This window comes from Caballeronia sp. dw_19 (genome assembly GCF_018449515.1).
GTDB lineage: Bacteria > Pseudomonadota > Gammaproteobacteria > Burkholderiales > Burkholderiaceae > Caballeronia.
Window position 1 is genome coordinate 90032 of the sequence record NZ_JAAVUQ010000002.1, and the last position, 19656, is coordinate 109687.

18 protein-coding genes and 2 pseudogenes are annotated in these 19656 nt (G+C 60.0%); 10 read left to right on the forward strand and 10 right to left on the reverse strand.

All coding sequences use genetic code 11. From position 1 onward, the window contains the following. The first annotated feature begins 31 nt into the window (after nt 1-31). The 4 genes from HB376_RS03320 to HB376_RS03335 all read left to right on the forward strand — a co-directional run bounded on the left by HB376_RS03320 (nt 32) and on the right by HB376_RS03335 (nt 4770). Nucleotides 32-703 carry a glutathione S-transferase gene (locus HB376_RS03320; protein ID WP_213762006.1) on the forward strand — a complete coding sequence of 224 codons (672 nt, stop codon included), beginning with the start codon at nt 32-34 and terminating at the stop codon, nt 701-703. 106 nt (nt 704-809) lie between these two features. Then, a complete protein-coding gene (locus HB376_RS03325; protein ID WP_213762007.1) occupies nt 810-2447 on the forward strand; it encodes an ATP-binding domain-containing protein in 1638 nt (545 codons plus the stop codon). Between the two features lie 8 nt (nt 2448-2455). Continuing rightward, nucleotides 2456-2965, forward strand: a complete 510-nt coding sequence (locus HB376_RS03330; protein WP_213762008.1) for an oxidoreductase — start codon at nt 2456-2458, stop codon at nt 2963-2965. Then, nucleotides 2965-4770: an ATP-binding protein gene (locus HB376_RS03335; RefSeq protein WP_213762269.1), complete on the forward strand. Its 1806-nt coding sequence runs from the start codon at nt 2965-2967 to the stop codon at nt 4768-4770. Before HB376_RS03330 ends, HB376_RS03335 begins: the two co-directional genes overlap by 1 nt. Before the next feature lie 23 nt (nt 4771-4793). On the opposite strand, the gene HB376_RS03340 is transcribed toward HB376_RS03335, so the two are convergent. After that, the gene (locus HB376_RS03340) at nt 4794-5648 is read right to left on the reverse strand and encodes a helix-turn-helix domain-containing protein (RefSeq protein ID WP_213762009.1); all 855 of its coding nucleotides are present in this window, start codon (nt 5646-5648) and stop codon (nt 4794-4796) included. A 737-nt stretch (nt 5649-6385) separates the two neighbouring features. Between HB376_RS03340 and HB376_RS03345 the strand changes: the two genes are divergently transcribed. From HB376_RS03345 to HB376_RS03360, 4 genes and pseudogenes are all read left to right on the forward strand, one after another. Further along, on the forward strand, nt 6386-7723 hold the full coding sequence (locus HB376_RS03345) for an MFS transporter (protein ID WP_213762010.1): 1338 nt from the start codon (nt 6386-6388) through the stop codon (nt 7721-7723). 163 nt (nt 7724-7886) lie between these two features. Then, a pseudogene (locus tag HB376_RS03350) lies at nt 7887-8057 on the forward strand (LuxR C-terminal-related transcriptional regulator); the annotation flags it as partial. 122 nt (nt 8058-8179) lie between these two features. Further along, nucleotides 8180-8452 (forward strand): hypothetical protein, encoded by a 273-nt coding sequence (locus HB376_RS03355; RefSeq protein ID WP_213762011.1) that lies wholly within the window; start codon nt 8180-8182, stop codon nt 8450-8452. Between the two features lie 398 nt (nt 8453-8850). Further along, nucleotides 8851-9642 (forward strand): iron-containing redox enzyme family protein, encoded by a 792-nt coding sequence (locus tag HB376_RS03360; RefSeq protein WP_213762012.1) that lies wholly within the window; start codon nt 8851-8853, stop codon nt 9640-9642. A 164-nt stretch (nt 9643-9806) separates the two neighbouring features. Here HB376_RS03360 and HB376_RS03365 read toward each other — a convergent pair whose 3' ends face one another. The 6 genes from HB376_RS03365 to HB376_RS03385 all read right to left on the reverse strand — a co-directional run bounded on the left by HB376_RS03365 (nt 9807) and on the right by HB376_RS03385 (nt 15066). Then, on the reverse strand, nt 9807-10094 hold the full coding sequence (locus HB376_RS03365) for a hypothetical protein (protein WP_213762013.1): 288 nt from the start codon (nt 10092-10094) through the stop codon (nt 9807-9809). Between the two features lie 265 nt (nt 10095-10359). Beyond that, a complete protein-coding gene (locus tag HB376_RS03370; protein ID WP_213762014.1) occupies nt 10360-10803 on the reverse strand; it encodes a hypothetical protein in 444 nt (147 codons plus the stop codon). Next, nucleotides 10803-12350, reverse strand: a complete 1548-nt coding sequence (locus HB376_RS03375; protein WP_213762271.1) for an FAD-binding oxidoreductase — start codon at nt 12348-12350, stop codon at nt 10803-10805. The genes HB376_RS03370 and HB376_RS03375 overlap by 1 nt, the downstream gene beginning before the upstream one ends. A gap of 90 nt (nt 12351-12440) precedes the next feature. After that, nucleotides 12441-12575 (reverse strand): hypothetical protein, encoded by a 135-nt coding sequence (locus HB376_RS40765; RefSeq protein WP_255631142.1) that lies wholly within the window; start codon nt 12573-12575, stop codon nt 12441-12443. Between the two features lie 144 nt (nt 12576-12719). Beyond that, complete coding sequence (locus HB376_RS03380; protein WP_213762015.1) at nt 12720-13913, reverse strand: GNAT family N-acetyltransferase; 1194 nt, start codon at nt 13911-13913, stop codon at nt 12720-12722. Between the two features lie 262 nt (nt 13914-14175). Beyond that, the gene (locus HB376_RS03385) at nt 14176-15066 is read right to left on the reverse strand and encodes a LysR family transcriptional regulator (RefSeq protein WP_346730430.1); all 891 of its coding nucleotides are present in this window, start codon (nt 15064-15066) and stop codon (nt 14176-14178) included. 196 nt (nt 15067-15262) lie between these two features. Between HB376_RS03385 and speB the strand changes: the two genes are divergently transcribed. Together speB and HB376_RS03395 are read left to right on the forward strand one after the other, a co-directional pair. Beyond that, entirely contained in the window at nt 15263-16213 is a 951-nt protein-coding gene (gene speB, locus HB376_RS03390) for an agmatinase (RefSeq protein ID WP_213762016.1), read from the forward strand. A gap of 61 nt (nt 16214-16274) precedes the next feature. Further along, the gene (locus tag HB376_RS03395) at nt 16275-17045 is read left to right on the forward strand and encodes a class II aldolase/adducin family protein (RefSeq protein WP_213762017.1); all 771 of its coding nucleotides are present in this window, start codon (nt 16275-16277) and stop codon (nt 17043-17045) included. 285 nt (nt 17046-17330) lie between these two features. Here HB376_RS03395 and HB376_RS03400 read toward each other — a convergent pair whose 3' ends face one another. From HB376_RS03400 to HB376_RS40770, 3 genes and pseudogenes are all read right to left on the reverse strand, one after another. Then, on the reverse strand, nt 17331-18542 hold the full coding sequence (locus tag HB376_RS03400; protein ID WP_213762018.1) for an ABC transporter substrate-binding protein: 1212 nt from the start codon (nt 18540-18542) through the stop codon (nt 17331-17333). A gap of 455 nt (nt 18543-18997) precedes the next feature. Beyond that, nucleotides 18998-19357: an arsenate reductase (glutaredoxin) gene (gene arsC, locus HB376_RS03405; RefSeq protein WP_213762019.1), complete on the reverse strand. Its 360-nt coding sequence runs from the start codon at nt 19355-19357 to the stop codon at nt 18998-19000. Between the two features lie 21 nt (nt 19358-19378). Further along, nucleotides 19379-19565: pseudogene (locus HB376_RS40770) on the reverse strand (hypothetical protein). Between the last annotated feature and the right edge of the window lie 91 nt (nt 19566-19656).

Below are 19656 nucleotides of genomic sequence, written 5' to 3' on the forward strand. Positions count from 1 at the left end.
GCCCGGACTTCAACCCTAACGGCAATCCTCCATGCTCATAGTTCATCACCTCAACAATTCCCGTTCACAACGCGTGCTCTGGATGCTGGAAGAATTGGGTATCGATTATGAAATCAAGCGTTATCAGCGCGACCCCAACACCATGCTCGCGCCGCCCGAGTTGCGCGCCGTGCATCCGCTCGGAAAGTCGCCGGTCATCACGGACGACGGCCAGACGATCGCCGAGTCGGGCGCGATCATCGAGTACCTGAACGAGCGTTATGGACAAGGGCGTTTCGCACCCCCGCACGGGACCACGCCGGAACGCCTTCGCTATAACTACTGGATGCACTATGCCGAAGGCTCCGCCATGCCGCCGCTGTTGCTGAAACTGGTGGCGCTGCGCATCGCCAGCGCGCCCATGCCGTTTTTCGTCAAGCCTATCGCGCGGCGCATCGCGCAGACCATGCAGGACAGTTTCATCGACCCGCAATTGAAACTGCACTTCGGCTTCATAGAGAGCGAGTTGTCGAAGTCCGAATGGTTTGCCGGCGATTCCTTCAGCGCCGCCGACGTGCAAATGAGCTTCCCGCTCGAAGCCGGAACCCAGCGCGCGGGCGCGAAGAAGCTTCCCCACGTAGCGGCTTTCGTAAAGCGGATTCACGAGCGTCCGGCCTATCAGCGAGCGTTGCAGCGTGGCGGCAAATACGATTTTGCGGACTGACCCGGGACGGCCGCGCGGCTTGCGTACAATGGCCGCTGGCTCCCTGGATTCACCTCGAATCAGGCACTTTCCGGCACTCATACGCACTTAGGCGCGAAGGCGAAGCATGGCTCGAATCGTCCCCGACGACTGGAAGAATATGGAAGCGACCGGCGCTGCCGTGCGTGAACTCGACACGCTGGCGCTGCTCGCAAAACTCCCCGACGACTACACCGTGTATCACGGTGTTCACTGGACCCGCATCAACGAAGGTTTTTCGGTGTTCGGCGAAGCGGATTTCGTGGTGGTCGCGCCGTCGGGCCGGGTGCTGGTCATCGAACAGAAGGCGGGGTTCCTGCGCGAAACGCCCGCGGGCCTGATGAAGGTCTACATGCAGAAAGAGCGCAACGTCGCCATCCAGCTTGCACGGACGCTCGAGAACCTGCACCGTCGCTTCACGGCCGCGTTCGGCGCGGGCACCTACCGGATTGAAGAGCTGCTGTATTGCCCGGACTACACGGTGAAGGACGCGTCCATTGCAGGCGTGCCCGAAGCACGCATTGTCGATGCCAGCCGCCGGGCGAAGCTGCCGTCCGTCGTGCTCGATATCCTGCCGCCCAATGAGCCGCGTTTCGAAGCGTCCGCCCGAATCCATCACTTTCTCTCCGACGAACTCGCCCTCACACCCGATACCAACGCGCTGGTCGGCCAGGCCGACATGCTTGTCACCCGGCTCTCGGGTGGCCTCGCCACATGGGCGCGCCGGCTCGAATTCCAGCCGTTCAGGCTGCGCGTGATCGGTACGGCCGGCTCGGGCAAGACGCAACTGGCGGTGCAGGTCATGCGCGATTCGGTGGCGAAGGGCCGCAGCGTGCTGTACGTGTGCTTCAACCGGCCGCTCGCCGATCACATCCGTCTGGTCGCGCCTCCCGAAGCACGCATTGCCAACTATCACCAGCTCAGCGCAAGCGTGACGCGCGATGCCGGTACCCCGCCGGATTTCAGCCAGCCGAACGTATTCGCTACGCTGGAGGAGCGTTTCGCCAACGTCGAGATTGCGGAGCACTGGAAGTTCGACGTATTGATTGTCGATGAAGGCCAGGATTTTCAGGCACCCTGGGTGGACGCGCTGGCCCGTTTGCTGAAGCCGGACGGCGCGTGGTGGTGGCTCGAAGATCCAATGCAGAACCTGTATTTCCGCGACCCCGTGCCGCTGCCCGGCTGGACCACGTTGCGCGAGACCACGAACTATCGCAGTCCGCGTGACTTGCTCGCGTATATCCGGCGGATCGTCGGACGCGAGGTGCAGCTCGACGCTGGCAGTCCGTTCGACGGTTCCGAAGTCAGTCTCTCCACCTACGAAAATGGCCACCCCGACGAAGTGATCGAGGCGACCAAGCGGGCGATCACCCAGGCGCTGGCGCTCGGCTACCGGAAGCAGGACATCGCGGTGTTGTCCTTTCGCGGGCGCGAAGGCTCGGTGCTGACTTCGGTCGACCAGCTCGGGCCGCATCGCTTGCGCAGCTTCACGGGCAGTTACGATTTGTTCGGGAATCCGGAATATCGGGAAGGTGACGTACTGCTCGAATCGATCTACCGGTTCAAGGGCCAGTCGGCGCCCTGCGTGATTTTGACTGAAGTCGATTTCGACACCTTCGACGAACAGGTCGCGCGCAAGTTCTTTGTCGGTGCGACGCGTGCCACCATGAAGTTGATCGTGGTGGCGTCCGAACGTGCGGCGCTGGCCTTCGACGAACAGCATTGAGCGCCGCCATGAGACAGCAGTCAGTGTTGAGATTTCTTGCGGCCTCGTTGCTCGCTTCGTGGCTCGTCTCGTTGCCGTTTGCCGCGAGCGCGGCGCCGTTGGCGCTGGACGTGCAGGGAATGATCGGGCGCACCAACGATGCAAGCCATAGCGTCTATCACATCAGCGAAGCCGACCTGCTGAAACTGCCGGTCCATACGATCACGACCTCGACCACCTGGACGCCAAAGTCCACCTTCGCCGGGCCGCTGCTGGGTGACGTGCTGAAGCTCGTGGATGCACGCGCCGACGGTATCGAACTGCGCACGATCGACGACTATTCATACACGGTGAGCGCCAGGGAAGCCGAGCGCTACGGCGCGATTCTGGCCTACAGCAGGAATGGCGTGCGCCTCACCGTCAGCAACTTTGGTCCACTGTTCCTGATCTATCCACGCGACGCCTATCCGTCCGAGTTGAGTGGTTCGGCCGCGGAGGCAAAGTTCGTGTGGCAGATCAAAGGGATGGTCGTGAAATGATGCGTGCGCCGCTTCGCCGTTTCAAGGTGGCGATGCTGGTGGCGGCAGCCATTGCGCCGCCGCTTGGCGGCGTGGGTTACGTGCTGTATTCCGTCCTGCTGGCGAACCAGACCACGCAGCAACTCACCCTGCCGTACGACGGTTTCTACTGGGACGGCGCGCAATTCCAGATTGCGTACGGCCGCTTTGCGAACCAGGTTCTGTTGTATCGCAGCGGGATCGACGCCGATACCGACGAGATCCAGCTCCGGTTCGAGGTGCTTGAATCTAAGCTCGCCATTGTCACCGCTTCCACCGCGATGCTCTCCGATCGAGGCACCTTGCGAAACCGCCAGCAGGAGATCCTGCGGCAACTGGACGCAGCGCTCGGGTCTATCGACCCGGATATTGGTTTGTTGAGCAAGGACCCCGGGCGCACGCTGAAGATCATTGGCGTATTGCGGCAGAACCAGGATGCAGTCAACGAGCTGGCGAACGGACGCCGCGTGGTCGACGTGGCGGAGCGCGACTACATTGCGCGCGATTTCGTTTCGAAGCGGCGTTATCTGTTCGCAGCGGGCATGCTGCTCGCGCTGCTCTCCATGGTCGCCACCGCCATGCTGCTGCTCAACGGCTACCGGCGTTCGCGGCTGATTCACCAGCAACGCGCGGCGCTCGAAGCGCAACACCAGGCAACCCGCGCTGCGCGCGAAGCGTCGCAGGCGAAGGACGCGTTCCTCGGCATGATCAGCCACGAGTTGCGCACGCCGTTGCATGCCATTGTGTCGTCGGTGGAACTGCTCGAACTGAACCTGCATAGCGAAAGCGATCGCAAGATCATCCAGCGGCTCGAGACCGGAGCACGCCATCTTGAGGCACAGATGCGCGACTTGACCGACTTCGCGAGGATCGGCGCCGGCAAGCTTGAATTGCGGCTGACTGTATTCGATCCAATGGAACTGCTCGACTCCATCGTGGACGCGAATACACCGGCGGCCGTGGCGAAGGGTCTGGCGTTGCGCGGGCAGTTCGCGGGAGAGGCGGGTCTGGTGGAATCGGACCAGCACCGGCTGCGTCAGATCGTGACCAACCTGGTGACGAACGCTATCAAGTACACCGACTCCGGCTCGATCGATGTGCGTTTCGAACGCTCGCTCGAACGGCTTGATATCTCTGTCATTGATACCGGTCCCGGGATTGCGCGCGAACAGTTGCCGCTGATCTTCAAGGAATTCACGCAACTCGATTCATCGAGCACGCGGCGTTTCGATGGCGCCGGCATGGGGCTCGCGGTCGTGCGCGGGCTGGTCGAATTGTTGGGCGGCGTGGTCAACGTGTCGAGTGATGTCGGTCAGGGCGCCGCGTTTCGCGTGAGTTTGCCCGCTGCATCGGTGGCGCGAATGCCCGAGCGCGAGCGTGCGCCCGCTGACTTGCCGCCGTTGAAGAAAGCACGCGTGCTGGTGATAGACGACCATGATTCCATCCGCGAGTCGCTGACTGAAATGCTGGCGCACCTCGGTTATGCGAGCGTGGCAATGCCCGACGTGGACAGTGCACTCGCGTGGCTCGAGAACAATCAGGCCGATGTGATCCTCGCCGACCTCCACATGCCGGGCAAGGACGGGTACTCGTTCGTGAATGAGTACCGCGCAAGGCGGGCAGCGGGCGCGAGCTTGCCTGTGATCGCGGTGAGTGCCTACGCGCCGGATCTGGTCGACCCCAGCGCCGCCATCCTGTTCTTCGATTACCTGCTCAAGCCCGTGCGCTACGAAGTGCTGAAAAGCGCCTTGGCGCGGGCGTTATCGGCGGCAAGGCGGATACGTTGAGCGGTGCGCGCTAACGTTCGGGATCAGGTTCGCTGCAAGCGCTTCGACAAGTCGGCCACAAGGATCGCCATGCGCGCCGGTTTCTCGAAGCATGTGACGTTGTAGCGCTGGATGATGTCGCTGATTTCCGACTCGCTTGCCTTGCCGGTCGTCAGTTCGCCCGTCAATACGAAGATGGGCGCATCCGGGTTGTCGGAATTGCGCACGGCACTGATAGCATCGGCCGACGTATGCGCCCCGAACAGCCAGTCGATCACCACTGCGTCGAACACTTGCGTCTGCAGCGCTTGCGAGAACCCTTCCAGACCATACAGAGCGACCGCTGTGAAGCCGCTGCGCTCGAGATAATCGTGCAGGTTGTCGGCGGAGGTCTGGTCGTCGTCCACGACCGCGATCAGCGGTTTGTCCATGTCCGTGCGGCGCGGCTGGATCTCGATCTTGTGGACATCGTGAGCGGCGTGCAGCAGCACGCCTTCGTGCGTTGTCACAAGCCAGCGGCCGTTCATGTTTTGCGCAATGAAATCCGGGCGGCTGCCCGGTTCGAGCGCTTCGCCAATCCACGCAACACAGGGAATCTCGATAGCGCCAAGCATAAGAACGACGTCCTGGGCGGTGCCTTCGGTGTCGTCCACGTCGGCGTTCTTCGCGTCGAATAGCTGCAAGGCGGGCTCGCCGAACGCGTCGGCCACGCGGCGGATTTGCGCAAGCGTCCATGGACTGTTGCCACGTAGCTTTCGATGTCCTTGCGAGAAACTGAGATCGAGAATGCGGCAAAGCTCGGCTGTCTGCTGCCGCTTGCCAATGCCATGACGATTCATCAGGTCGCGTACGCGCTGGGCGACTGCGAGGGAATCGGAGGATGAGGTTTCAGTGACCATGCTGCTATAGACCAGTAAAAGCGCGTGGCGGGTTGGAAGACGGTGAGGCGGATTCGGGATGGACCGGGGGGTATTGTAGGCGTAAGACAGGGCTAGTTCGAAAAACTCTTGCGAAGATAATCGCCTGTCCTACAAGGGGCGGGGAGGTTGTTACCGGTTGCGAACACATGATCCTATTCGAACCGGAAATTGATTCGCGGCTGGCAAACGTTATCGTGCATCAGATAGCGGTATGAAGCCTCCCGAAGCACTATAAAACGGTCGATCGGACACTCGGGATGTTTGACCACCCGTGTCAATCGTCATTCCTTTGGACGCGGGACTTTCTACAACTTCAACAAAGCACCGCTCGTTCGATACCCAGCATGCTTATTAATGCGGTGCTCAAAGCGGGTCGTGCTGACAACCCAATCGACACCGGGCACCGTGACCCGCGGCACCAGGATCAAACTCAATCCGGTCATCTCGTTTGTTTCCGTCGGATATTGGTTCTGATCGGGGTTTACGCCGGTTTTCGCTACCGTTGCATTCCGACATTTCTTCCGAATCCGGGACACGCTGCGCCTGATTCGGCCAATTCTGCCGGTAGCCGGCCCCGCCATCTCATCATTAGCCCGAATTCCACGGGCACATACTACTTCCCGCTTTGTCTTCGGAGCACTATGCTTTCTACGGCAAAGAGATATGAACATTCGACACACGATGGACGTTTAAAACTCTGACTTGGGGGAAGACTAGTGGAACTCGAAACCCGCACTTTGGGACGCGTGACGAAGAGACTCGTCCCGTTCCTGATTCTCTGTTATTTCATAGCGTACCTGGACCGCGTCAACGTCGGTTTCGCCGCGTTGCAGATGAACAAAGACCTTGGACTGTCCTCGAGCGCCTTCGGCTTCGGCGCGGGGATTTTCTTCATCGCCTATTTCTTTTTCGAGGTTCCGTCCAACCTTCTGCTGGAGAAGTTCGGTGCGCGCCGATGGATCGCCCGGATCATGTTCACCTGGGGCATCCTTGCCGGCGCCATGGCGTTCATTCCCGGGATCTCGCGGTTGACAGGACTCTCGCCCGCACACGTGTTCTATACCTTGCGGGTGTTGCTCGGGATCGCGGAAGCGGGATTCTTCCCGGGCATCATCTTCCTGCTGACGCTGTGGTTTCCGGCGGCGTACCGGGCCCGCGTGGTTGGCTATTTCATGGTGGCCATCCCGCTGTCCACCGTGATCGGCGCCCCTATCTCCGGTGCGCTGCTCAACCTAGACAAACTCGCGAGCCTCGCCGGCTGGCAGTGGGTCTATCTGGTTGAAGCATTGCCGGCCCTGCTCCTGTCGTTCGTAGTCCTGTTTTATCTCACCGACAAACCGGCGGACGCAACCTGGCTTGCAGCCGATGAGCGCGACTGGCTCGTGGGCCGGCAAGCCCAGGAACGCGCGCAGCGTGAGGCCGTGCGCGCCTTCAGCGTGCGCGAAGCCTTGTTCAATCCGCGGGTTCTTGCCGTCGCGCTCATCTACTTCGGCGCCAACGCGACCAACTACGGCCTGAGTTTTTTCCTGCCGCAAATCGTCAAAGGGTTTGGCCTCGGTAATGTCCAGACGGGCCTTGTGACGTCGTTGCCGTACATTGTCGGCGCGTTCAGCATGATCTTGTGGGGACGCCGCTCTGACCGCAAGCTCGAGCGCAAGTGGCATGTGGCCATCCCGCTGCTGGTGGCTGCCGGTGGAATTGCGGCATCGACGGCACTGGATGATCCCGTGCTGAAAATGATCGCGCTGTCCATTGCCGGCTTTGGCATATTCGGCTGCCTGCCGGTGATCTGGACGCTACCCGCCGCTTTCCTTTCGGGGGCGGCCGCAGCGGGTGGCATTGCCGCGGTGAACTCGCTCGGCAATCTGGCCGGGTTCTTCGGACCCTACGCGATGGGGTGGATCAAGGACAGTACCGGCAGTTTTGCTGCTGGCTTGCTCTGTCTGGCCGGGGCCGGGCTGGTCGCCGTGGCAGCGGTCCTCCTGCTTCGTCACGATAGCGCTTTGGAGAACGCGCCTGGGCCTCTTGTTGAAGAAAGCTCGCGGCACGCTTAAGGGCTCGTCTTAATGTATTGACGAGATTCCGGGGAAATTGTTCGGCCCGTTCCCTATCGCGGCGAACGGGCAGGATCCCGTCAGCCTTGGCGCGGGCCTATGGCGGCTCGACTGGCAGCAGCTCCAACTCGAACTGGACGGCAGGCTTCGTCTTGCCGACTGCCTGGCGACGGGCAAGGGCATCGACGCCATAGCCGGGATGCTCATGCGGAGTGCCAAGACCATCAGCGCGCACAAGATGCGTCTCATGCAAAAGTTCGGCATTGAAAACGATGCCGAACTGATCTGCTATGCGATCAAACATGGTTTGATTTACGAGCGCGATCGCTCGTAGGGATATTCCGACAAGAAAACCAGCCCCGTCTGAAGCCACAATCGACCGTCTCCGACAGATAAGGACTTATGGCGCTCCTAGCATGGTTTCATGGGGTGGATAGCAAACCACGGAGAATCCTTATGGTTGCGCCGGAGCAGTCTTTGCGCGGTTTGTTTGAAAAATGGCTGGGCGCGGGGAGCACCGGGCATCTGCAGGTGCGCTCCATTCATCGTATTCGTGCAGGGCGCCGCCGGTGCGTCTGCATTGAAGTGGAGCGGGCCGCTGGCGCCCCATTCAGCTCCGCCTTCAGTCCTTTCACGCTCTTCTTTTTCCGCCACGACGACGGCGCCTGGCATATCTATCCGCCGGAGGCCGTACGCCCTGCGATGAGTCCCGGCCGGCTGGCCGCGTGAGCAGGGACGGATAGCCCATCTCCGCCAAAATCCAGCAAAGACGCACACCCCGACGAGTGACGCGGCACGTGCGCACTTCAATACGGCACGCCGATAAACATCTCAAGCGGGCTGCATCAACCCTCCACAGGTCTTGATCTCTCAACCGTTTCGCCGGTCCAAGGCCCTTGGCCGTGAGATCGCCGTGCGTCGAAAAAGGAAAAGGGACGTCGTCGTGATGTTGTCTGAGGAAATGGAGTTGATTAAATGTTCCGCGAAATGTGCGCGCCTGCATATAGGAAATGCTTTTGCTCCCCGAAGCTTGGGCGGGCATCACGATGGCGAGATTGAGATCCAGCTTGCCCGCATAGGATCCCGCGGCCCAACACCTGAAACCCATTCCTGTGAGAGATCATCCGATGAAAACAGACTTCACCCGTACCGGCGAACTCAAGAACATTGCGAGCTATCCGCAATGGCTCCAAGACGTAGTCAAGGATTGCGAAGAAGCGAAGCGAAAGGTTGTCTATCACCCGTTGTGCAAGGCCATGAAGGACGCGACGCTCGATATCGAAAGCACGCATCGTTTCCTGATTGGTTTCTTTCCTGTCATCGAGCAGTTTCCGCAGTTCATGGCGTCGAACCTCATGAAGGCACGGTTCGGCCATTCGCATGGTGAAGGGATGGCACGGTCCTACCTCATCCAGAATATCCGGGTCGAGAACATGCACGCCAAGCACTGGCTGCAGTGGGCAGGGGCGAGCGGCCTGGGGCTTGATGACTTGTTGTTGCAAGAGGTGCCGAGCGAGATGCATGCGCTCGCGCACTGGTGCGGACATGTCAGTCTCACCGACGAGCTGGCGGTCGCGGTGGCGGCAACGAACTACGCAGTGGAAGGCGCAACGGGTGACTTCTCGTGCTTTGTCTGCTCTGAAGAAACGTATGCGCTGACCTTTCCGGAACCGATTCGCAAGTCGGCAATGCGTTGGCTCAAAGTGCACGCGCATTACGATGACGAGCACCCGTGGATGGCATTGGAAATCGTGGCCACGTTGCTGGGTACCAATCCGCCGGTGGAGTCCATCAACAAGATCCGCACGGCCATTCGCAAGAGCTACGACTATATGCGCATGACGCTCGATTACGCGTACGGAACGCCCTCGGAGCCGTTGGCGGTACGTGCAGTGGAGGAAGAGCCGGTAGCGGCCTGAGCGAGACCGGTTTGGGTCATTGAATAACGGCGCCTGTTATTGGATAACAGGCGCCGTTATTTTTGTTCGGGCTGAAATTCGTCGCGATTTATGGGCGACAAACCGGTATGTTTGCCGGCGTCTGCCGGACGTGTGTTGCTCTTGAAGGCGAGCGCCTGCAATGCTTAAGCGCCTTTCCGCTCGCGTGATTCGGCGCCTGACGTTAGCGGCGCCGGTCCCTTGCTGAACAGCGCTGCCAGCAGCCCGGCCAGCGGCACGCAGAAAACGAGTGCTGTTGTCATCAGGCTGTTTGCCGAGCCCTGCGTGAAGAGCGGCATGATGATCGCGACCGCCGGTCCCAAGGGCAGCATGACAAGGAGATACGCGCTCCAGCTCAGACCCCTCTTGCCGGCAATCGCGGCGACTATTGCTGCGCAGATGCCGTATAGCACGAAGCCCGTTATGGGTTGCATCTTCTTCCCTGGTTTTACGATTTAGCCAAAGTGTATCGGCGCCGAATACGGGGACCAACGAGAAAACCTCCGGCTATGTGCGCTACATCACAACCACAAACAGGCTACTGAAACGGGGTGCGTCAGCACACATAAAACGGCACCCCAATGGGGCTTGAAAGGCCGTCACCGTCATGTTTCTTTAACGGAATGCTGTCGGGTTTTTACTTGCCCTCATGGGCGCTTATGCTCTTTCTTACCGATTGCGCGTGGGTGTCGAATTGGCTCAGGAACATGTCCGAGCGCCGGTAGCAATCAGTTGCCACATGACCAGCGTGTTGGGCCCCGCGTGCGCCTCGGCCGTGCATTGCGCAACCTGCAAGCCGATGCCTTGGGCGAAGCGGGTCAGCAAGAACGCGTTTGCGTGTGTCGTCAATCCCGCGATCGTGTTTCCAGGCGAACTGGCCAGAGGCATCAAGTGTTCAAACCACAGCATGCCTATGTCGTTTCCTAGCGGCACAATGCGTGCGCCCGTCGTGCGCGATCTAACGGCAAAAGCGCGGCTGTCCGCCAGGTGTTCGTCGAAGACGATGGTGAGCGTGTGGCCGAGCGCCACTTGCTCGCTTGATAGCATCCGCGACCGCAACGTCGCCTGCGTGGGCCATGACACGCGCATGCATGCGGCCGCCATCGAAGCGGTTGCAAGGAACCCGCGCCGGCCAGTTTTCATCAGTCGCGCTCCTTGATCTTCCTGGGCCAGATACCTTGTTTTCCTGGCGATAGAATGCCGTTCGGATCGAGCGCTTCCTTGATGCTCTCGCTCATGCGCATCAATGCATGATTGTTGAAATCATACTGGGATGCGGCAAGATCCATGAAGGCGAGATGGGTCCTGTATTGACCATAACCCGCCGCGCCGAAGTCGTTGATCAACGTCTTCAGCAGCTCACCTGCGGCGCGCGCTTGCATAGGATCGTCACGATTGAAAATAGCGGCAAAGATGTGATGCATGCTGCGCGGGCCAACTGTAAAACCGCCGTAGTAGTCGAAGCCATAATGCGCCGCCCGGTCCGCGATCATTCGATATTGCCGGACCGCGTCGCGGCCGAGCGGCGCACAGACAGGCGAGAAATCGATGTGCGCGCCGGCGCCGCCGGGCCAGTTCAGCAAGTTGAATGCGTCGAGATTGGGAATGCCAACCTGGCTGCGATCGCCGCCGCCTTTGGGTTCAACGTCGGCATGGGTATAGGGTGACTCGATCAACTCCGCGTCGGCGATGGATGAGAAGCGCCGGTGTATCACATCGCGACGCGCCCTCACCAGCGCTTCGGGGCCATACAGGCAGAAGCGAAGATTCCAGCGACCTATGCCGAGCTTGCGCGCCATGGTCTCTATGGCCGCATCGGGCATGGCGCCCGGACCGTCATACCACTGTTTGCGCGTCGACACGCCGGCGGCCCATCGCACCGCGCTTTCGATGACGGCGCTGCTTTGTATCGTGTCGTCGAGTTTCAACGGACGCAGCGTCTCGACAATGCTCTCGAGATCGGCGTCGTGCCGGAACGTATAACGGCACAGCATGTAGCCTTCGGGCCTCGGCATCAGCCAGATGCCGAGCTTGGTGACAATGCCAAAATTCGACTGCATGAACATGGCATCGTAGGATGGACCGAAGCCCGCCTTGAATACTTGCCAGTCCTGATTATTGTTCATTGCACCCATGCCGGTGCGTACGATCTCGCCGTTCGCCAGCATCACTTCCATCCCGCATTGCATGGCCGCGTGATCCCCGTATGGGGTCGTGCCGAAGCCGCGCTCCAGTGTATTGCCGACCACGCTGCCCCATCCGGCGGCCGGCGGATCGAGCCATAACCTGACGCTTCGCGCTTGAAGTGCCTGATAAAGATCGTAGTAGCTGACACCCGGTTCGACCAGCGCGTAACCGAGCGCCTCATTGATCTCGATGATGCGGTTCATGCGCTGCAAGTCCAGCACGACGGAGCCTTTAAGCCTGGGTGCTGCGCCGCCATAAGCGAAGTTGCGTCCGGTCGATACGCTCCACAACGGTACGCCGTAGCGGTTCGCCACGCCGAGCACGGCGCGAAGCTGCTCGACATCCGAGACCATCACAACGGCTGACGCTTCATAAACATGTGCGTCACCAGGCGCGAACGGATCCAGATATGGCTGCGCCTCACCGTCTCCCGCAAGAACGGCATTCTGACCCGCAATCGCCCTGAATGCTGTCAACGCCTGCTGGAAATCAGACTCCTGCATCCCCGGGGGACGCGGCGGACCCTTCACGGTCCCAGCATCCAGAACATGTTTATCAACGCGATCGTTTTAATCGGTTTCAATCGAGTCAACTCAATACCCGCCGCTGCTGCTCCCGCCCGAGCTCGATCCCGAGGCTGAACCATCGGTTTGGCATCCGGCAAGGGAGACTGCAAGCGAGACGGTCAGGACAGCCAGCAACGTCGATGCAACGCGTTTGAAGTTCATTTGGTTTCCCCATGGATTTTGGACGAGCGCGCAGCAACCGCCAGCGCGATGTGCGGCACTCATGAGCTAAACGAACCGACGCGGCAAATTATTCCCCTATGTTTGATATTGTGCGTTCGCAGGCCGCTTCAATGAGCGGACCCGTCAGGATGGATTCATCGGGAGATCGAGCGTGCGCTGACCGCCGGGATCGTTGGGCTTGAAGGTTGCCGCGCCACGCTTTTGCCCCGTTAGCGAGCCGCTTAATTGGGCCAGCCGCCGGGTAACCGCCCGCACGGTTTTTTTGCTGCGAAACGCGAGCACGCCCCAGCGCGAACTGGCAATCTGCGCGCTCCACGCTCCGGTAATGTTATTGCGGCTCCAATAGGCTTTGAAGCGTTCGGCGCCCACGCCGAAATCTACATTCAGGCGTTGATCGAATGCCCATTTGACGACGTGTTCAACGACGATCGAACCGGGACCGAACTTGGCAAACCGGGCGTCGAAACTCGCAATCAGGCCGTCGACGCAGGTCGTGCCCACGCCCACCACCGTGGCCGCGACCGGCGTGCCGTCCAGCGTGACGACGAACAGACGGGCCATGGCGCATCCGTTCGCCGGGCAGAGGAGGTTGACGAGAAAGTCCCGGTAATGCGACGAATCGAGCCACTCGCCTCTCTTACCGACCCGATCGCCCCATGCGCGTTTGCGCGCCAGGATCCAGTCGACCAGCGCCGCGTTTTCGCTGGCGTTGCCGGGCTCCGTGAGGCGCACTTCAAGCTGACCTTCCTTCGACAAGCGGCGTTCGAGCGCACCGGGTTTTTTCCCGCTCATCGTGCCCAGCGTCTTGCAAAACGTGTCCCATTCAGTTTCGTCGCGGAGCTTCGCAAACGCGGCGACGGTGCGTGCAGCGATCATCACATGGCGTTCGCGCGAGGCGATCGCGTGCAGTTCGGAGCCTTCATCCACATACGGAAGCTTGATGAAATCGGCGCCGCAACGCTTCAGCGCCGTCCGCCATGCGCCCGCAATCAGAGCCGGGGCAGCGGGGCTATTGGTGACGAGCACTCTCGTGTAATCGCCGGCTTCGGGGCTCAGGGGGCAAAGATAAGTCCACAGGAGCCGCCGGTACGTCACGAGTGGCCAGACCATAACAAGTCGCCCGTTCTCGCGATGCACGATGCAGCAGAGGCGTCTGCCACGCGGCTTGGCGACATGTTGCCAGGCCAGCCAGCACACGCTGAACGACTGGCCATATTGACCGTGCGCGCTCGACCAGAGGCCGTCCCATTCGGGCTGTAAAGCGCGAAAGCCGTCTTCGTCGCTCACGATCTCAAACTGACAATCAGCCTGGTTCATAGTGTCTCGAGTAATAAACGCCGCTGTCCGGCGGTCGCCCTGCGGGCTCACGCGCTCGGTCTGGCAAGAACAAGTGATCGGAAGTAAAACGAAGGGCAGAGCATCCACGGATACGCTCCATGGTGCCTGTTGCGGACATGACGCGATGTTCGGTGGCACACAATCGTATGAGGAAATATGCGGGCAGGTCGGGCCTGGATTCATCGGAGCCCAGGCACCAGGGAATATTCCGGCGAGACGGATCGGCTTTCCCTTCCCGCCCTCAGCGCTCCAAATGACCCTTCAACGTATCGCGGAATTTCCGGATCAAAGGTTCCTTTGAACGCCCGCGCCTCACGATCAACGCGAACGGCGCCTGGTAGCCAAACCCTGCCGGTGCGAGCGCACGCAGTCGGCCCTTTTCGACCCAGGCCTGCGCGTAATGCTCCGGCAGGAAGCCAATAAACGCACCGGATAAGATCAGAATCAGTTGCCCTTCCATGCTGTCCACCGTCGCTTCGCTACGCTTGAATCCATGCCGTGCCAGCTCTGTCTGACTCCAGTACGTCCGCCCGACCATCCGCTGCTGACTGATCGTTTCCTGCGGGATGTGACGCTCATTGAAAAGCGGATGGGTATCGCTGCAATACAACCAGTGCTGCTCGCAATAAAGCGAATGGTAGATCAGCCCGTTCATGCGCAACTGAAACGCGCCGATCGCCAGGTCAAGGCGATTTCCCAGCACGCTAAGCTGCAATTCATAAGGGCTTTGCACATGCAAATGCAAATGTAGCGCCGGGTGCTCGCGCGTAAATGCACCAATGATCTCGGCGAGCGGCAACGCTTTATCGCTGACAGTGGAATCGAGTACGCCCAGCTTGATACTGCCGCGCAATTCTCCGCGCAGTCCGGCGGCGTAACGCTCGAAACCGTCAACCTCGCCAAGCAGCCGCAACGCTTCCTGATGGAACTCCTCGCCCTTCGGTGTCAGACTGAAACCGCCGCGCCCGCGATGACACAACACCACGCCCACCAGCGACTCCAACTGACTCATATAGGTGCTGATCGCCGACGTCGACAGGTTGAGTTCCTGTTGCGCCGCGGCAAAACCCTGGTGCCGGATCACACAGATAAAAATGCGCAGCAGGCGTGCTTCAGGCAAAACAGTGGCCACATCAAACTCCATCGAATACGGTAAACGGCCAAGCAAACTGCCCGGTGGAAAAGCGGCCAAGCAATGCCCCCGGGCCACACGTGCCGATACTTTAGAAATAACTGAACTAAATATTTCGCACCAGCACTTTGTCGGTACGCCGATGAGCGCCAGAATTCAACGCAGACAGTTCGACGAATGAATGTGAGGACGCGCCATGGAAAAGATCTTTCACCAACCGCTCGGCGGTAATGAAATGCCGCGCTTTGGCGGCATTGCCACCATGATGCGCTTGCCGCATCTCACCTCGGCTGCGGGCCTGGACGCTGCGTTTATCGGCGTGCCGCTGGACATTGGCGCGTCCTTGCGCGCCGGTACCCGGTTCGGCCCGCGCGGAATTCGCGCTGAGTCCGTCTTGATCCGGCCTTACAACATGGCGACCGGTGCCGCTCCGTTCGACTCGCTTTCGGTGGCCGATATTGGCGACGTGGCCATCAACACCTTCAATCTGCTGGACGCGGTGCGGATCATTGAAGAGTCGTATGACCGGATCCTCGAACACGACGTGGTGCCGCTGACCCTGGGCGGCGATCACACCATTACCTTGCCGATCCTGCGCGCGTTGCATCGCAAGCATGGCAAGATCGGCCTCGTACATGTCGATGCTCATGCCGACGTCAACGACCACATGTTCGGCGAGAAGATCGCCCACGGCACGACCTTCCGGCGCGCGGTGGAGGAGGGCCTGCTCGATTGCGAGCGTGTGGTACAAATCGGACTGCGTGCCCAGGGTTATACCGCCGACGACTTCAACTGGAGCCGCCGCCAAGGCTTTCGCGTGGTGCAGGCGGAAGAGTGCTGGCACAAGTCGCTGGAGCCTCTGATGGCCGAAGTCCGGGCCAAGGTGGCGGGCGGTCCGGTGTACCTGAGCTTCGACATCGACGGTATCGATCCAGCGTGGGCACCGGGCACGGGCACGCCCGAGATTGGCGGGCTGACGACGATCCAGGGCATCGAGATCATCCGGGGTTGCCATGGGCTGGATCTGATCGGATGCGATCTGGTCGAAGTGTCGCCGCCCTACGATACGAGCGGGAACACGTCGCTGCTGGGAGCGAACCTGCTTTATGAAATGCTGTGCGTGCTACCGGGCGTGAAACGTCGCTAAGGCGCCATCAAGCTTCGTTGTTCAAGCCTAAAGCTGCGTCATCAGGAGGAAGGAACACATTATGGAAACGACGACTACGACCATTGTGGCTGCGGAACAAAAGGTCCGCGAGGATCTGGCGGCGTTGTATCGGCTGATGGCGCATTTCCGCATGACGGACATGATCGACACGCACATTACCGCGCGATTGCCAGGCCTGAAACCCGCGTTCCTGATCAACCGATACGGCGTGTTGTTCCACGAAATGCGCGCTTCGGACCTTGTAAAGATCGACTACGAGGGCAAGGTGATCGACGAGCGTGCACGCGATACGCCCGAGCTTTTTATCGTCAATGAGGCCGGTTTTACCATCCACTCGGCGGTTCACATGGCGCGGGAGGACATCGCTTTTGTCGTACATACGCATACGGCAGCGGGGACCGCTGTGTCGGCGCAAGAGCAAGGGCTTTTGCCTATCAGCCAGCATGCGCTGAAGTTCTACGGCAAGCTGGGTTACCACGACTATGAAGGCATTGCGCTTGACCTGGGCGAGCGTGAACGCCTGGTTGCCGATCTTGGCCCGCACAAGGCGATGATCCTGCGCAACCACGGCCTGCTCGCCGGCGGTGCGACCGCTGCGCACGCGTTTCACGAGATCTACTTTCTCGAGCGCGCTTGCCAGGCGCAGGTGCAGGCGCTGGCCGGAGGCGTGCAATTGCGGATACCGCCAGAGCATGTTCGCGAACTCACCGCGCGGCAGTTCGACTCGGACGGTGCGGACGCCATCATCGAACTGGCGTGGCAAGCGGCGCTGCGCCTGATAACCGACAACCTTCCCGACTACCGGTCCTGATCCGTCAGCCGGCTGCATGATTATCACGTCGCGCGCCGGTGTCTCTTGATAATCCCGACGGCTCGGATGATAAAGCGCATGGCTATCGCTGGTTCGTCGGCTGGGCGGGTAAAGGGGTTTAAGACCCACGTATTCGCCCGCCTCATTCAGGACGGGAAACAGGAGCTGGGTGCAGCGGGGCTGTGAGCCCGCGCTGCGTGCATGAAGGAGTTGCCCTCTCTCCTGAACTCATTCTCTAGCTGATACGTTTCCAGCCGCGAACGCTACCATGCCCCGCGTTGCAACTCACTTCCACAACGCGCAACGCGATATGGCTTTGGACCCGAAAGCCTGCTCGCCGGGTATGGTCGCGGTGATCGTATAGAAATCCCACGGCTCCTTCGACTCCGAGGGTTTCTTCACCTGCATCAGGTACATGTCGTGAATCATGGTGCCGTCGGGCCGGATATAACCCTTGGCGTACATGTCGTCGATCTTCATCTTGTGCAGTTGCTCCATCACCTTCGTGCTGTCGGTCGAACCCGCCGCCTGTACCGCCTTCAGGTAGGTGGTCGCGGCCGAATAGTCCGCGGCCTGGAGGCTGGTCGGCATCTTCTTCATCTTGGCGAAGTAGCGCTGCGCCCATTTGCGGGTCTCGGCATCCTTGTTCCAGTACCAGCTATCGGTCGCCAGAAGACCTTGGGCGGTCTCAAGCCCCAGGCTGTGGATGTCGGTAAGAAAGATCAGCAGAGCGGCAATTTTCATCGACTTGGTCAGGCCGAATTCCTTTGCAGCCTTGATCGAGTTGATGGTGTCGCCGCCCGCGTTTGCAAGGCCCAGGACCTGTGCTTTCGACGCTTGCGCCTGCAACAGGAACGACGAGAAATCCGACGCCGATAACGGATGCCGCACGGCGCCCAGCACCTGCCCGCCATTCGCCTTCACGACCTCCGACGTGTTCTTTTCCAGCGCCTTGCCAAATGCATAGTCGGCGGTCAGGAAGTACCAGGTCTTGCCACCTTGCTTCGTCACGGCCTGGCCGGTGCCGTTGGCGAGCGCGACGGTATCGTAGGCGTAGTGGACCGTGTAGGGCGTGCATTGCTCGTTGGTCAGGGCATCGACACCCGCGCCCACGTTGATGTACGGAATCTTCTTTTCAGCGGCAATCTGGTTGGTCGCGAGCGCGGTGGCCGAATTCGTGCCGCCGATGATCCCGCTGACGCCGTCGCGGTCGATCCACTCGCGCGCTTTCGATGCCGCAATGTCCGCCTTGTTCTGGTGATCGCCATAGAGCAGTTCGATGGGCTTGCCGTTCACCTTGCCGCCGAAGTCGTCGATCGCCATGCGGATGGCTTCGAGACCTCCCTGGCCATCGGAATCGGAGTAGAGCCCTGAAAGGTCTGTAATGAAGCCGAGCTTGACTGAGTCGGCTGCTGCATGCGCCGCGCTCGCGGTGACGCTCAGGATGGCTGCGGTAATGAGGCCGCACGCAGAGCGTCGGGCGAGTGTGTTGTTCATTCCTGTCTCCATCGGTTTTTATGGGCGGCGCAAAGGCCACTGTGTATTGCTGCGTATCGTTGTGTATTCTCGATATCTCGAAGGGCGGCTCGTGCGAGCAATCCGTCAGGATCGAAAATAGCCGCTTGGGAGGAATTAAGTCAAGACTTACGAGACGGATGTTGCGATGAAGCTCGAACCTGCCGCCTGGAATCATTGCGCATAACAACCGCTGCCCGCGACGTAACCGCACCCGTCCATGCTTTCTTGCGCTCAGTGACATCCACTACGCGGACGGGTTCATCCGAGGCTGGCAGAAAACGATCCTTGCACCATGACCGGCGACTGGTTCCCGATGCTCGGCATAGGTATCCATTCGAAATTGGTTTGGCAATGGTAAATAATCTGGATTCCTGATTAGATCAATATATCCGCTTCCTCCTGCCAAAAAATGCGCCTTCCCCGCTGAACAGCCTTTATCGAGCTTCCGGCAGGATCTCCAAAAGCAGCTCGGCCGGCCGGCATAAACGCGTGCCTGCTGGCGTGACCACGAACGGGCGATTGATGAGGACGGGGTGCGCCAGCATGGCGTCAAGCAACTGTTTGTCCGTCAGCGTTGCATCGGCGAGACCAAGTTCCGCGAACAACTTCTCTTTCTCCCTGATCGCTTGCCGGACGCTTAGTCCTGCATCTTCGATCATCCTGGATAGCGTGCCGCGACTGGGCGGCGTCTTGAGGTACTCGATCACTTCCGGTTCAACGCCTGCATTGCGGATCAGCGCCAGGGTAGTGCGCGACGTACCGCAAGCAGGGTTATGGTAAATCGTGATGGCCATGCCGTGAGTCTCCATGAATCGTTAAAGAGGGGCTTGCTGTTTTATCGACGCCGCGCTCGCCGAACACGCGCCGCCTTCGCAGCAGTTTTTGGTAAGGAAGCCGATGAGTCCGCTCTTCGGGTCCCGCTACTACCAGCGCCCGAAAGATTGCCAGCCGCGACTCGTGCGCGAGCGCGCCCAAGGCACGAACTACGGTTTCTGATTTCATGAGGTAAAGCGTACAAGAAACATTTCCTCATTTCAATATTTATTGAAATGTAAGCTGATGCAGCTTACGCATCCGCTCAAGTGACGCCGGT

Coding starts and splice junctions, on each gene's coding strand:
- arsC (WP_213762019.1), bottom strand. CDS start 19,357: ATGGCCATCACGATTTACCATAACCCTGCTTGCGGTACGTCGCGCACT.
- HB376_RS03400 (WP_213762018.1), bottom strand. CDS start 18,542: ATGAACAACACACTCGCCCGACGCTCTGCGTGCGGCCTCATTACCGCA.
- HB376_RS03320 (WP_213762006.1), top strand. CDS start 32: ATGCTCATAGTTCATCACCTCAACAATTCCCGTTCACAACGCGTGCTC.
- HB376_RS03355 (WP_213762011.1), top strand. CDS start 8,180: ATGGTTGCGCCGGAGCAGTCTTTGCGCGGTTTGTTTGAAAAATGGCTG.
- HB376_RS03395 (WP_213762017.1), top strand. CDS start 16,275: ATGGAAACGACGACTACGACCATTGTGGCTGCGGAACAAAAGGTCCGC.
- HB376_RS03365 (WP_213762013.1), bottom strand. CDS start 10,094: ATGCAACCCATAACGGGCTTCGTGCTATACGGCATCTGCGCAGCAATA.
- speB (WP_213762016.1), top strand. CDS start 15,263: ATGGAAAAGATCTTTCACCAACCGCTCGGCGGTAATGAAATGCCGCGC.
- HB376_RS03370 (WP_213762014.1), bottom strand. CDS start 10,803: ATGAAAACTGGCCGGCGCGGGTTCCTTGCAACCGCTTCGATGGCGGCC.
- HB376_RS03380 (WP_213762015.1), bottom strand. CDS start 13,913: ATGAACCAGGCTGATTGTCAGTTTGAGATCGTGAGCGACGAAGACGGC.
- HB376_RS03360 (WP_213762012.1), top strand. CDS start 8,851: ATGAAAACAGACTTCACCCGTACCGGCGAACTCAAGAACATTGCGAGC.
- HB376_RS03330 (WP_213762008.1), top strand. CDS start 2,456: ATGAGACAGCAGTCAGTGTTGAGATTTCTTGCGGCCTCGTTGCTCGCT.
- HB376_RS03375 (WP_213762271.1), bottom strand. CDS start 12,350: ATGCAGGAGTCTGATTTCCAGCAGGCGTTGACAGCATTCAGGGCGATT.
- HB376_RS03340 (WP_213762009.1), bottom strand. CDS start 5,648: ATGGTCACTGAAACCTCATCCTCCGATTCCCTCGCAGTCGCCCAGCGC.
- HB376_RS03335 (WP_213762269.1), top strand. CDS start 2,965: ATGCGTGCGCCGCTTCGCCGTTTCAAGGTGGCGATGCTGGTGGCGGCA.
- HB376_RS40765 (WP_255631142.1), bottom strand. CDS start 12,575: ATGAACTTCAAACGCGTTGCATCGACGTTGCTGGCTGTCCTGACCGTC.
- HB376_RS03325 (WP_213762007.1), top strand. CDS start 810: ATGGCTCGAATCGTCCCCGACGACTGGAAGAATATGGAAGCGACCGGC.